Source organism: Novosphingobium sediminicola (assembly GCF_014196525.1).
Lineage (GTDB): Bacteria > Pseudomonadota > Alphaproteobacteria > Sphingomonadales > Sphingomonadaceae > Novosphingobium > Novosphingobium sediminicola.
The window spans coordinates 149,678-162,671 of the sequence record NZ_JACIDX010000006.1; the positions used below are offsets into that span (position 1 = coordinate 149,678).

The 12,994-nt window shown below is 64.2% G+C and carries 9 protein-coding genes; 7 read left to right on the plus strand and 2 right to left on the minus strand.

The window, feature by feature from the left end; genetic code table 11:
- Positions 1-33 precede the first annotated feature (33 nt).
- Genes GGR38_RS09350 through GGR38_RS09365 form a run of 4 tightly spaced genes read left to right on the plus strand, consistent with a single transcriptional unit; the run spans position 34 to position 4,164 of the window.
- On the plus strand, positions 34-2,043 hold the full coding sequence (locus GGR38_RS09350) for an acyltransferase family protein (protein ID WP_183624830.1): 2,010 nt from the start codon (positions 34-36) through the stop codon (positions 2,041-2,043).
- Between the two features lie 55 nt (positions 2,044-2,098).
- Entirely contained in the window at positions 2,099-2,866 is a 768-nt protein-coding gene (gene modA, locus GGR38_RS09355) for a molybdate ABC transporter substrate-binding protein (protein WP_183624832.1), read from the plus strand.
- Entirely contained in the window at positions 2,847-3,551 is a 705-nt protein-coding gene (gene modB, locus GGR38_RS09360; RefSeq protein WP_183624834.1) for a molybdate ABC transporter permease subunit, read from the plus strand. The genes modA and modB overlap by 20 nt, the downstream gene beginning before the upstream one ends.
- Positions 3,541-4,164 carry a molybdenum ABC transporter ATP-binding protein gene (locus GGR38_RS09365; protein ID WP_183624836.1) on the plus strand — a complete coding sequence of 208 codons (624 nt, stop codon included), beginning with the start codon at positions 3,541-3,543 and terminating at the stop codon, positions 4,162-4,164. Before modB ends, GGR38_RS09365 begins: the two co-directional genes overlap by 11 nt.
- On the opposite strand, the gene GGR38_RS09370 is transcribed toward GGR38_RS09365, so the two are convergent.
- On the minus strand, positions 4,165-5,493 hold the full coding sequence (locus GGR38_RS09370) for an amidohydrolase (protein ID WP_183624838.1): 1,329 nt from the start codon (positions 5,491-5,493) through the stop codon (positions 4,165-4,167). It abuts the gene before it with no gap.
- Between the two features lie 131 nt (positions 5,494-5,624).
- Between GGR38_RS09370 and GGR38_RS09375 the strand changes: the two genes are divergently transcribed.
- Both GGR38_RS09375 and GGR38_RS09380 read left to right on the plus strand, forming a co-directional pair.
- Positions 5,625-6,992, plus strand: coding sequence for an L-serine ammonia-lyase (locus tag GGR38_RS09375; protein ID WP_183624840.1), 1,368 nt, complete (start codon positions 5,625-5,627; stop codon positions 6,990-6,992).
- A 105-nt stretch (positions 6,993-7,097) separates the two neighbouring features.
- Positions 7,098-7,829: a hypothetical protein gene (locus GGR38_RS09380; protein ID WP_183624842.1), complete on the plus strand. Its 732-nt coding sequence runs from the start codon at positions 7,098-7,100 to the stop codon at positions 7,827-7,829.
- A gap of 30 nt (positions 7,830-7,859) precedes the next feature.
- Here GGR38_RS09380 and GGR38_RS09385 read toward each other — a convergent pair whose 3' ends face one another.
- Complete coding sequence (locus GGR38_RS09385) at positions 7,860-9,920, minus strand: tetratricopeptide repeat-containing sulfotransferase family protein (protein WP_183624844.1); 2,061 nt, start codon at positions 9,918-9,920, stop codon at positions 7,860-7,862.
- A gap of 348 nt (positions 9,921-10,268) precedes the next feature.
- Here GGR38_RS09385 and GGR38_RS09390 point away from each other — a divergent pair, with 348 nt between their 5' ends.
- Positions 10,269-12,962 (plus strand): TonB-dependent receptor, encoded by a 2,694-nt coding sequence (locus tag GGR38_RS09390; protein ID WP_246404403.1) that lies wholly within the window; start codon positions 10,269-10,271, stop codon positions 12,960-12,962.
- Positions 12,963-12,994: the final 32 nt, after the last annotated feature.

Here is a 12,994-nt window from a genome sequence, read left to right on the forward strand (position 1 = left end):
CGCCCCCGCGCGATCAGTGCAAGGCCGCGCGGCATGGCATCCCACCCCAAACCCTTTCACCGCGCCGATATTGACGGCCTGCGTGCGATCAGCGTGGGCGTGGTCGTCGCCTTTCATGCATGGTGGCGTCAGGGTTTCGGCGGCTTTGTCGGGGTGGACATCTTCTTCGTCATCTCGGGCTATCTGATCTCGGGCGCGATTTTCGACGATGTGCGGGCTGGGCGCTTTTCGCTGGCGGCGTTTTACGGGCGACGGGTGCGGCGGATCTATCCTGCGCTGATCACCGTGCTGCTGGCCACTTTCGCCATCGGCTGGGTGCAATTGTTCGATGACCGGTTTCAGCAATTGGGCGCACATCTGGCGGGCGCGGCGGTCTTTGCCTCCAACCTCGTCCTCTATGCCGAGAGCGGTTATTTCGACGCCTCTTCCGATGCCAAACCTCTGCTCCATCTCTGGAGCCTTGGGGTGGAGGAGCAGTTCTACATCCTCTGGCCTCTGGCGGTGATGCTGGCGTGGCGGTTCCGGCGCGCGCGGGGTGTGGTCTGGACGCTTGGGCTGGGTTTCGTGGCCAGCATGGCCCACGAACAATTCCTGATGCGGATCGACACTTCGGCGGCGTTTTACATCCCCACCGCGCGCTTCTGGGAAATGCTGGCGGGTGCCGCGCTGGCCTGGGTAGAGCGCCGCCGGGTCGGGGCCATACCTTTGCGCATGGCGCATGGGTTCAGCCTGATCGGCCTTGCCCTGCTCCTGGGCAGTTTCCGCTATATCATCGAGGGCAAGGTGCCTTTTCCCGGCTGGGCGGCGCTGGCGCCGGTGGGCGGGGCGGTGCTGCTGCTGGCGGCGGGGCCGAGGGCGCTGGTCAATGCGCGGCTGCTCTCGCTTTTGCCGATGCGCTGGCTGGGTCAGATCTCCTATCCGCTCTATCTGTGGCACTGGCCGGTGCTGGTGCTGGCGCGGACATCGGGCTGGGTCGATGGCTGGGCGATGCTGGTCTGCGTGGGCGTTGCCGTTGCGCTGTCATGGGTCACGGCGCGCTGGATCGAGCCGCCCCTGCGTTATGGCGGAGACAATGCGCGCAAGGTCAAGGGCCTGTTGGCGGCGATGGCTGTGCTGGGGCTGGGCGGGCTGGCGGTGGCATGGGCGCATCTCCCCTCGGCCAGCCATGCGCGGGTTGAGCCGCTGACGCGTCAGATCGGCTGGGATATTCCGGTGGGCAGCGAGGCGCAGGGACGGGCCTGTGTGGCGTTGATGCCGGGGCGAGGCGCGCTGGTGCCGGGCGTGGCGGGCAACGATTTCTGCTATCTGGCCCGTCCCGGCGCGCCCGATGTGGCGCTGATCGGCGACTCGCTCAATCTCAGCCTGTTTCCGGGTCTGGCCTCCTATCCTGACCTCAACGTGCTGATCGCCTCGGCCAGCGAGGCCGCGCCTTTCTATGACACGACCACCACCGAGAGTTTCGACCGCACCCGTCTGAACAACTGGAAGCTGACCAATCAGGCGCTGGACTATGCGGCGGCCAGCCCCTCGATCCGCGTGGTGGTGCTGTCCTATGCCAATGGCGACCAATTGCTGCGGCGCAGTTCGGCCCATGATATGACCGACCGCGCCGACCCCACGCCCGCCCCGCCCGAGGCGCGCCTCGAACGCGCGCTGCGCCGGACGGTGGCGCGGCTGAGCGCGGCGGGGAAAGGCGTGATTATCACGCTGCCCAACCGGCGGATGGGGTTTGATCCGCCCGATTGTCTGACCGACCTGCGGCCTCTGCATGGCCCCGCCTATCGCCACCCCTGCGGCGAGCCGCGTGGCGGCGTGTTGGAGGATGCGCAGGACGCCTATGCCGCGCAGGTGCGCCGCGTGGCGAAGGACTTCCCCGGCGTGGTGCTGGTCGATCTGGCCGCGCCTCTGTGCGATGCGCGTTTGTGCTATGCGATGCGGGGGGGGCAGATGTATTATCGCGACCGGCTGCACTTGTCGGATGCCGGATCGCGGGCGGTGGCGCCGGTGTTGCATGACGCGATCCGGGCGATGATGCATCGGTAAACCGCTTGCTCGGCGCCAGTTTCGATATACATAGCGATATTGAAAGGGGCGCCTCATGTTTCGCAAGATGATCTTTGCTGCGCTGGCTTTATGCGCCACCTCAGCCATGGCGCAGGTGCCGCGCGGGCCGCTGGTTCTTGCCGCGGCCAGCCTTCAGGAATCGCTCAATGCCGCCGCCGATACATGGGCGGCGCAGGGCCATCCGCGTCCGGTGCTGTCCTTTGCCGCCTCCTCGGCGCTGGCGCGCCAGATCGAGAATGGCGCGCCCGCCGATCTGTTCCTATCCGCCGATGAGGAATGGATGGACCATGTGGTCAAGGCCCCCGGCGGCCGCATCAAGCCCGGCACGCGGATCAGCCTGCTGACCAATTCTCTGGCCCTGATCGCGCCTGCGCAGAGCAGCATCCGCCTGACCATCGCACCCGGTTTTCCGTTGGCCGCCGCGTTGGGGCTTAATGGCCGTCTGGCGATGGGGCAGGTGGCCTCGGTCCCGGCGGGCAAGTATGGGCGCGAGGCGCTGATCGCCTTACGCGTCTGGTCAAGCGTTGAGGGCCGCGTGGCGGGCGCCGACAGCGTGCGTTCGGCCATGGCGCTGGTCTCGCGCGGCGAGGCGCCGCTGGGCATTGTTTACGCCACCGATGCGCGTGCGGATAGAAAGGTGCGCGTGGTCGGCATCTTCCCCGCCAATTCGCATAAACCTATCACCTATCCGCTGGCCCGCCTGTCGGCCTCGACCAACCCGGATGCCGAAGGCTTCCGCCGCTTCCTTGCATCGCCGCAGGGCAAGGCGATATTCCGCGCCTATGGCTTTGGCACCCGATAATATCAGCCCCGAGGAATGGGGCATCATCTGGCTTTCGCTCAAGGTCAGCGCAGCGGCGATGGTCGCCACGCTGCCGGTGGGCTTTGCGCTGGCATGGGCGCTGGCGAGGGGGCGGTTTCCGGGGCGGGTGCTGCTCGATGGGCTGGTGCATCTGCCGCTGGTGCTGCCGCCGGTGGTGACGGGCTGGCTGTTGCTGATCGTGTTTGGCGGAACGGGCGTGGCGGGGCGCTGGCTGGCGGCGATGGGGATGCCGGTGATGTTTCGCTGGACCGGGGCGGCGCTGGCGGCCTCGGTCATGGCGCTGCCGCTGATGGTGCGGGCGATCCGGCTTTCGCTCGAAAGTGTGGATCGACGGCTGGAGGCGGCGGCGCGCACGCTGGGGGCCTCGCCCATGCGGGTTTTCGTCACGATCACCCTGCCGCTGGCGTTGCCCGGCGTGCTGGCGGGCATGGTGCTGGGCTTTGCGCGTAGCCTTGGCGAATTTGGCGCGACGATCACCTTCGTCTCGAACATTCCGGGCGAGACGCAGACCCTGCCGCTGGCGATCTATGCCGCGTTACAGGTGCCGGGGCAGGAGGGGATCGTGACGCGACTGGCGCTGATTTCGGTTGGCCTGTCGCTGGTGGCGCTGGTGGCGTCCGAGGTGTTGACGCGGCGGATGGGGATGCGCGCCCATGTCCTTTGAGGTCGATGTAAGCATCACGCGCGGCAGCCGCCGGATCGCGGCAAGGTTTGAGGCCGGGCCGGGGATCACCGCGCTGTTTGGCCGTTCAGGCGCGGGCAAGACCAGCGTGCTGGACATGATCGCCGGGCTGGCGCGGCCCGATGAGGGGCGGATCGCGGTCGATGGGCGGGCGTTGTTCGACGCAGCGGCGGGGATCGACCTGCGGCCCGAGGCGCGCGGATGCGGCTATGTGTTTCAGGATTACCGCCTGTTTCCACATATGAGCGTCGAGGGCAATCTGCGCTATGGCTGGCGTCTGGCCGCGCCCGATGCGCGCTGGATCGATTTTGAACAGGTGGTGGAGTTTCTCGGCCTTGCGGGCCTGCTCGCTGCCCGCCCGCGTCGATTGTCGGGGGGCGAGGCGCAAAGGGTGGCGATCGGCCGCGCGTTGCTCTCAGGCGCGCGTTTTCTGTTGATGGACGAGCCGCTCTCCTCGCTGGATGCGGCCCGCCGTGAGGAAATCATGCGCGTTATCGAGCGCATCCGTGACGAACTGGCCCTGCCGATCCTCTATGTCAGCCATGACCGGCGCGAGGTGGAGCGCCTCGCGGGCCAGATCGTCGAGATGGACTGATTACTTCCCCGCCACCGACAGCACCGAGAGCGTAAGCACTTCAACCCCGGCCCGGATCGCGGGCTGGGCCACCGGGGCAAAGAAGGGCGAGTGGTTGACCGGCACCGGCTTGCCTTCAGCTTTCAGCTTTTCCAGCATCGCCGGATCGCTGCCGCCGATGGAAAAGAACACCGATTTGGTCACGCCCGCCATGACGAATTCGGAATAATCCTCGCTGGCGGTCCAGCCGGGCTTATAGGCTGGCTCCAGTTTGACCGCGCCGGGCAGGCCCGCCTTGGACAGCACCGCATAGGTGCTGGCGCCCAGCGCCTCGTCATTGACCACGCTGGAAATGCCATGGCGGCGGCTGATCTCGGGCGCGGGCGCGCGCGACATGGCGGCCACGGATTGGGCGGTGATATCAACGCCGCTGTTGAGCAGCTTGCGCGTTTCATCGTCAAAGGAGCGCAGCGAGAGGCCCAGTTCGGCGGTGTCGGGGATGATGTTCGCCACCGTGCCCGAGCGGAAATAGCCCACCGTGACGACGCCGAATTTCTGCGGGTCCTTCTGGCGACTGATGACGGTCTGCACGTCCTCAACGAAGCGGGCGCCCATGACGATGGGGTCGATGCTCATATTGGGCATCGAACCATGCGCGCCTTGTCCGTGAAAGATCACGCGAACTGAATCGGAATTGCTCGTGGCCACGCCCTGTTTGACTTCGACATCGCCCGCCCGCGCCGCGCCGACATGGGCGGCAAAGGCATAATCGGGCTTGGGAAAGCGGGTGAACAGGCCATCGTCGATCATCGCGCGCGCGCCTTCGCCGATTTCCTCCGAAGGCTGGCCGATCATGATCAGCGTGCCCTTCCACTGATCCTTCATCGCCACCAGCGCCTGCGCCGTGCCCAGCCACCATGCCATGTGGATGTCATGGCCGCAGGCGTGCATGACATAGGTGGTCTTGCCATCCGCCCCGGTCTGCTGCGCCTTGCTGGCCCATGCAAGGCCGGTCTTTTCCTCCATAGGCAGCGCGTCCATTTCCACGCGCACCATCACCACCGGGCCGGGGCCGTTCTTCAACACGCCGACAAGGCCGGTCTTGCCGACATGCTCGGTCACCTCAAAACCCAGCTTGCGCAGCTTTTCAGAGAGGATGCCCGCCGTGCGCGTCTCGGTAAAACCGATCTCCGGGTGGCTGTGCAGATCCTTGTAGAGCGCTTCCAGTTCGGGCCAGTTCTTGGTGGTCTGGGCATCGATCCGGGCGGCGGTGCCGGGCTTGACCGGGGCGGCAAGGGCGGGAACAGCGGCCATCATCAAGGGCAGGCAAAGCAGCATCGCGCGGCGCATCGGGATCTCCTGAGGTGAATGTGTTATGTTGCATAAGGCTTTACTGGCCGCGCTGCGTCAAGGAGCGTATTGTGCGCAAGGCTGGGTGCGGCAGGAAAGCGCGCAACAAGGCGAGCGGGAAGAGAAGCCAGATGGCGGTCAGCATATTCGAACTGTTCAAGATTGGCGTGGGGCCATCGTCCAGCCACACGATGGGGCCGATGACGGCGGCGTGCCGGTTTGTTGCGGCGCTGGGCGAGGGCATTGCCCGCGTGGCGCGGGTTGAGGTGGCGCTTTATGCCAGCCTTGCGCTGACCGGGCGGGGCCATGCGACGGATACGGCCACCATCGTGGGCCTGCATGGCATCGCGCCGGAGGAGGCCGATCCCGATGCCGCCGTGGCGCTGATCCAGCGGGTGCGGGAGAGCGGGCGGATGATGCTGGGCGGGGTGCAGGACATCGCCTTTGACGAGCGCGCCGATATCCTGTGGCTGGGGCGTGAGAGTCTGCCGTTTCATCCCAACGGCATCAGGTTTACCGGCTTTGATACGGCGGGCGAACCGGTTTCGACCCGCACCTATTTCTCTATCGGCGGCGGCTTTGTGGTGGACGAGGATCAGACCACCGCCAACGCGCCGGTCGAGGATCATGACGAACCCTATCCCTTCACCACGGCAGCCGAATTGCTGGAAATGGCGCAGCAGGGTGGTTTGACGATTGCGGGCCTTGCGCTGGCCAATGAGGATGCGCGGCGGCCGCGCGATGAAACCGAGGCCGGGATCGCCCGGATTGCGGCGGCCATGGATGCCTGCATCGAGCGCGGCATGAGCCAGCGCGGCGAATTGCCCGGCGGGTTGAAGGTCCAGCGCCGTGCCGCCCATCTGCGCGAGCGTTTCTATGCGCGGGTCGAGCGGGTGCTGGCCGATCCTTTGGCCACGCTCGATCTGGTCAATCTCTGGGCCATTGCGGTCAATGAGGAGAATGCGGCGGGCGGCAAGGTGGTGACTTCGCCCACCAATGGCGCGGCGGGGATCATCCCGGCGGTGCTGCGCTATGCCGAGCGATACCATGGCGCCGATGATGCGGCCAAGGCGACCTTCCTGCTGACCGCCACCGCGATTGGCGGGCTTTATAAACGCAACGCCAGCATCTCGGCGGCCGAGGTTGGCTGTCAGGGCGAGGTGGGCGTGGCTTGTTCGATGGCGGCGGCGGGGCTGACGGCGATCATGGGCGGCAGCAATGGCCAGATCGAGAATGCCGCCGAAATCGCCATGGAGCATAATCTGGGCCTGACCTGCGACCCTATCGGCGGGCTGGTGCAGATTCCCTGTATCGAGCGCAATGCGATGGGCGCGGTCAAAGCGATTGACGCGGCCCGTCTGGCGCTGGGCGGGGATGGTACGCATCTGGTCAGTCTGGATCAGGTGATCGAGACCATGCGCCGCACCGGGGCCGATATGATGAGCCAGTACAAGGAAACCTCGCTGGGCGGATTGGCGGTTTGCGTTCCGGCGTGTTGATCGCACGGCTGGCGGTTCCGTTATGGGATTGTTACAAAAACGCGCTTGCCTATAGCCATCGACTATCTATCACCACGCGCCACGGGTTCGCAGGAGTTTGTTTCGATGAAGAGATTGGTGTTGGCGGTTGCGGCGATGCTGATGGTGGCCGCGCCGGCGCAGGCCCGGCATCATAAGGCCTCGCATACGGTGACCAAGGTGACGAAGAAGAAAGCCGTTGCCACGCATGCCAAGGGGCGCAAGGCCGAGAAGGCGGTTCACGGCAAGGTGGCGGCCAAGAAGCTGAGCCGGGCGGAAAAGCGCGCGCTTGCAAGGGCCGAGGCCAAGGCGCAGCCCAAGCTGACGCGGGCGCAGAAGCGCGCCCAACAGCGCGAACTGGCCCGCGGCAAGCACAAGGTCGAGCCCAAGCTGACCCGCGCGCAGAAGCGGGCGCAGCAGCGCGAACTGGTGCGGGCGGCAAAGGCGGAAAAGCAGGCTGCACCCAAGCTGACGCGGGCGCAGAAGCGCGCGATGGCCAAGGCTGAAAAGCACGGCAAGCTGACCCGCGCGGAAAAGCGGGCTTTGGCCCAGGCGCAGAAGGCGACTGCTAAGGCGGCCCCGGCGCATCGCATGACCCGCGCCGAACGCCGCGCCGCCGCGCGTGAGGCTCGCCAGTCGCGCCATAGCTCGCGCTATGCTTCGCGCCGTTCGTCAGGTCGTGGTTCTTCTGGGCGCAGCGCCGCGCGCACGGCCTACACACCGCCGCATTATAACGCCCCGCCGCCGGTGCCCAGCGCCAGCGGGCCGAGCAGCGGGTTCAACGCAGCCTTCCGGGATATTCATCCCAACGGGCAATAAGCAAAAGGGCGCCGCAACCGGCGCCCTTTTTCATGAGGCAAGATGCGCGGCCCAATCCTGCGGCGGATCGGGATAGGCCTCGGTCACCGGCCCCAACGCCTGCCGCAGCGGGTCGAGCCAATCGGCGTAATGGGTCCATTGCTCCAGCCCGTCACGATAGATCGGGCGGCGGACCTGTTCGCTGCTGGCGGTGCGTACCGCGCGCTTGTTTTCCCAGAAGGACAGGCAGGCCTCTTCAAAATCGACGCCGACATAGGCGAGCAGGCGCGCGACCTCGGCCTGGGTATCGGCCACCATCCGTTCATAGATGACGCGGTGGACGGCGCCGGGTGTGGCCTCGTCGAAATGGGCCATTTGGGCGACATAATCGCGATAATAGGCGCCGATTTCGGCCAGATCATAGGTAAACACCTGACCACGCGCGAAATGCTGTTTCCAGCCCGAAAAGCAGCAGGCCATCGGATGACGCCGCGCATCAATGATTTTGGCGCGCGGCAGGATCAGGCGGATAAGCCCCGCATTCTGCCAATTGTTGGGCATCTTGTCGATGAACAGCGGCCGGTCGGTCTGGCGATGCACCCGCGTCAGCTCGATGTATTCCTCGCCCAGTCGCGTCCGGTCGGCGGGTGACAGCGAGCGCAGTAGATCGCCATAAGAGGCGAACTCGCCCTGTTCTGCACGTGATTTGAGCCGCCCCGCGATCATCATCATCTCGGGCAATTCATGCGTGCCCTCGATCATCGAATGGCTCGACAGGATCTGTTCCACCAGCGTCGAGCCGGAGCGCGGCAGGCCGAGGATGAAGATCGGATCGGGGGCCATGCAGCCGCCTTCGCGGGTGGCATAAAACGGCGCGGTAAAGGTCACGGCATGTTCGACGGCCGCCTCATGGGTGCCCTGCGTGCTATAGGTGATCTCGGCGCGGCGCAGGCGGTTGGCGGTAGTGTAATGTTTGAAGGAGGCGGCGTAATCGCCCGCATCCTCCAACGCCTTGCCCAGCGCGAAATGGAGGTGAAACAGGTCCTCGCCGGTGGGGCCTGTGGCAATCGCGGCCTGCATCGCGGCGCGGTCCTGCGCGGTGAATTTCGCGGTCTTCAGATTGGCCAGCGACCACCATGCCTCGCCCATTGTGGCGGTGATGCCAATGGCGCGGCGATAGGCCTCAACCGCGCCACCCTGATCGCCCAAAGTCTTGCGCACATGGCCCAGATTTTGCCAGACGTGAGCATTGTCGGGCGCATCGGCCAGCAGCGCTTCATAGATCCCCCCCGCGCCCTCCTGATCGCCCAGCCGCACCAGCACCGAGGCCCGCAGCAGTCGGTGCGCCGGGCTTTGCATCGGCGAGGCGCAGAGTGTTTCGGCATGGGCCTGCGCCTCGGGCAAGCGGTTGGTCTGCAGCAGCAGACGGATCAGGAAATCGCGCGCCAGATCGAAACCGGGCGCCATGTCCAGCGCCTTTTCCACCCATGCCATCGCCTCGGCCAGATCGCCCCGGCGCCAGTGGATTTCCCCGATCAGCCGGGTGGCCGAGGCGTCTTCGGGAATGCGCGTGAGGCGGGCCGTCAGCATCGCCTCGGCCGCGTCCAATTCGCCTGCGTTCATCGCCAGGGCGGCCTTGACCAGTTCGGGGTCTGAGGAGGACGCGTGGATCGCCGACAGATCCGCGCGCCACGCCTTGTCCGCTTCGCCCAGCCGCCGCCATTCGCGCGCCAGCAGATACCATCCGCTGGCCACCTGCGGCTGCGCGCGGGTCAGGGCTTCGAGCGCGGCCACGGCGCGGCGGCCATCGCCCATCTCGCCTGCTGCCTGCGCCAGTTCCCACAAGATCGGCGGCACGCCCGGCTGCGCCCGGTCCAGCGCGATCAGGCGGGTCAGCGCCGATTGCCCCTTGCCCATCCGGCGCAAGGCCTGCGCCGCGATCAGTTCGGCGGGCGGAAGGCTGCGATGGGCCTTGATCAGCGTTTCGGCCCGCGCCAACGCCATGGCCGGATCGCTCTCCAGCAACCGCGCCGCCTCGGCCAGCGCCGCGCCCGGCACAGCCTGCGCAGATGGGCGCGGCGAAGGTCGCGCAGCGATGGTCCCAAGAGCCATGGATGTCCTTTCAGCAGGCCGGTCTGGCTTGCTGTTGTCGCGCGCTGCACCTGCGTAAACATATACGTCAGACGACGTAACCCCTCGGGACATCTTGCGTTGTTTGCCACCTTGACTCGCGGGGCACCTATGACATTCTTGCGAAACCGGACGACCGTACTAATTGCTGCAATTGCGTAAGGGGCACCAGACGCAGCGCAGCCAAGCGGGTCGCCAGGGGGTTCAATGACGTTTCGGCATCCGGCGGGTGCATCGGCGCAAATCTGTGTTTTCGCCGGGCGATCCCGCTTGTCTGGCGAACATGGCCTGAGCCCGTTGCGGGAAGAACAGGGCTGAGGATTTCGGGGCATGATGGCCAGTAATGGGGGAAGCATTACGATGATTGCAGAGTTTTCCAAGAGATCGCGCCGGGTGATCGCGCTGAGCGCGGCGACATTCCTGACGCCCTTCGCGCTGGTTGGGGCCGCCCATGCTGCGGGCGCTGATGCTGCGGCTGATCCTGCGCCGGCGGCGGCCGATGGCGGCGGTCTGGGCGACATCGTGGTGACTGCCACCCGCCGTTCGGAAAGCGTCCAGAAAGTGCCGATCTCGATGCAGGCGCTGAGCATGGAAAAGCTGGCCGAGCGCAATGTGAAAGGTTTGTCCGACTTTGCTTTGCTGATGCCCTCGGTCTCTTTCGCCGGGCTTGGGCCGGGGCGCCAGACCGCTTATTTCCGCGGCATTGTTCCGGCGGGCGGCACTTACGCCTCGGTCGGCTATTACCTTGATGATATTCCCATCACCGGCACCGGCGTTCCCGACATATTCGTCTATGATATGGAGCGTGTTGAGGGCCTGTCGGGACCGCAAGGCACCCTGTATGGCGCAGGTTCGCTGGCAGGCACCATCCGCATGATCACGAACAAGCCCAAGCTGGGCAAGTTCGAATGGGGTTATGACACCGAAGCCAACAAATACGGCAAGGGCGCTTTTGGCGGCCAGTTGGCCACTTATGCCAACATCCCCTTTGGCGACAACCTGGCCGCGCGCGTGGTGGGTTTTTATCGCAAAGAGGGCGGCTATGTTGATAACACGCCCAACAATGGCAAGTTCAACGATGGCAAGACTTCGACCCTGACGCTGGGCGATAAAAATCCGGCGACCAATTATACGCTCAGCAACGCAGCCATTGCCAAGAAGGATTACAACCCCGTCTATATGTATGGCGGGCGCCTTTCGGTGCTGTGGGAACCGGCGCCGGGATGGCAGATTACCCCCGAACTGGCGGGCCAATCGCAGACGGCCTATGGCTATTTCGGCTATGACCCGCGCGTGGGCGATCTTCAGGTGCATGACTATGACCTGACGCGTCGTCAGGATTCATGGTATCAGGGCGCGCTGTCGGTGCATGGCCATATTGGCGATTTCGATGTGGTGTCCTCGACCGGTTACTTTGGGCGCAAGGTTCACCTGCAAAACGACTATACCTATTACACCGTGACCTATGACAATTTTGGCGCGGGCAACGAAAACTATCTGCAATTCTTCAGCAAGGATGGTTGCACCGGTTCGGGCGCTTCTATGAAGTGCAACAAGCTGATCAACCCGACCCAATATTTCGAAGGCTGGACCTATTCGGAAAAGCTGACCCAGGAATTGCGTCTCTCCACCCCCAAGAGCTGGCCGTTTGAAGCCACTTTTGGCGGTTTTTATCAATGGCAGAAGACCGAAAACAACAATTACTATGGCATCCATGGCCTTGCCGATGTCGCCGGTTATACCATGTCGGGCGGCGGAGACAGCAATCCGGCCGGTTTCGGCATCCCCACCACGGCGGGCGGCACGATGGTGCTTGGTTCGCCCGCGGTGAAGGGCGATGGGTTTTATATCAACGAAAACAACCAATACACGCATGATACGGCGGTGTTTGTCGAAGGCCATTACAACATCACGCCCAAGTTGAAGATCACGGGCGGGTTGCGCTATTTCTGGACCGATTACTGGACCACCGGTTTTGCCGGTGTGGCAGCTTCCGCCCGAAGCACGACGACATCGAAGAACATGCTGACCGGCACGATGGGCTGTACGCTCCCGCTGCCGACCGAGCGCCTGACCTGCCGCAATACCAACATGCTCGATCCAAATCAGATCGGTCGGTATAGCGAGCAGGGCGAGACTCATAAGGTCGCGGTCAATTATCAGTTGACGCCCAGCAAGATGGTCTATGCCAATTATTCCACCGGCTTCCGTCCCGGCGGCTATAACCGTCCGCTGCGTGTCAGCGGGGTGGGCGTGTTCAGGGTCGATCCCTTTAAGTCGGAAACGCTGACCAATTACGAAATCGGCATCAAGACCCAATGGGGCAATAATTTCCGCTTCAACACCGCCATCTACATGGAAGAATGGAACAATATCCAATATTCCGTTGTGGTGGCCGGCACCCAGGGCGCGGGCATGACCGGCAATGCCGGCAAGGCCAAGGTCTATGGCATGGAATATGAAGCCGACCTCAAGCTGGGCAAGGTGACGGTTTCCAGTTCGGGCGCCTATAACCGCGCGCGGCTTGACGGCAATTTCTGCAACTTCAAGGCCGACAAGACCAACTTGACGATTGCCGCCGACCCCACCTGTTCGTCGGGCATCGCCGCGGCCAGCGGCAGCCGCCTGCCGCGTCAGCCGGAGTTCAAGGGCAATGTTTCGGTACGCTATGACACCGAATTTGGTGACTATAAGGCCTATCTGCTCGGCTCTGCGCTGTATCAGAGCAGCGCCACGCAGGACCTTAAGTTGTCCAATAACAACCTGCTGAACTGTCAGGACATTGCAGCGGCCGAAACGGCGGCCGGGCGTCAATGCACGACGAAGGGCTTTACCACCTTCGATTTCTCGGCCGGTTTGAAAAAGGATAACTGGGCCTTTGATATCTATATCCAGAACGCCTTCGACGGTCGGGGCGTCCTGACCACCAACACGTTCTGTTCGATTGATTTCTGCGCCGGTTCTTCGCGCAACTTCACCGTGCGCCCGCAGATCTTCGGCATCAAGTTTGGTCAGAAATTCTGACCTGACTCATTCTCTTCACCCTGCGAAGGACA

Excerpts from the sequence above, each read along its gene's own strand:
- GGR38_RS09385 (WP_183624844.1), bottom strand. The coding sequence starts at position 9,920 with ATGGCTCTTGGGACCATCGCTGCGCGACCTTCGCCGCGCCCATCTGCG.
- modA (WP_183624832.1), top strand. The coding sequence starts at position 2,099 with ATGTTTCGCAAGATGATCTTTGCTGCGCTGGCTTTATGCGCCACCTCA.
- GGR38_RS09390 (WP_246404403.1), top strand. The coding sequence starts at position 10,269 with ATGATGGCCAGTAATGGGGGAAGCATTACGATGATTGCAGAGTTTTCC.
- GGR38_RS09365 (WP_183624836.1), top strand. The coding sequence starts at position 3,541 with ATGTCCTTTGAGGTCGATGTAAGCATCACGCGCGGCAGCCGCCGGATC.
- GGR38_RS09380 (WP_183624842.1), top strand. The coding sequence starts at position 7,098 with ATGAAGAGATTGGTGTTGGCGGTTGCGGCGATGCTGATGGTGGCCGCG.
- GGR38_RS09370 (WP_183624838.1), bottom strand. The coding sequence starts at position 5,493 with ATGCGCCGCGCGATGCTGCTTTGCCTGCCCTTGATGATGGCCGCTGTT.
- modB (WP_183624834.1), top strand. The coding sequence starts at position 2,847 with ATGGCTTTGGCACCCGATAATATCAGCCCCGAGGAATGGGGCATCATC.
- GGR38_RS09350 (WP_183624830.1), top strand. The coding sequence starts at position 34 with ATGGCATCCCACCCCAAACCCTTTCACCGCGCCGATATTGACGGCCTG.
- GGR38_RS09375 (WP_183624840.1), top strand. The coding sequence starts at position 5,625 with ATGGCGGTCAGCATATTCGAACTGTTCAAGATTGGCGTGGGGCCATCG.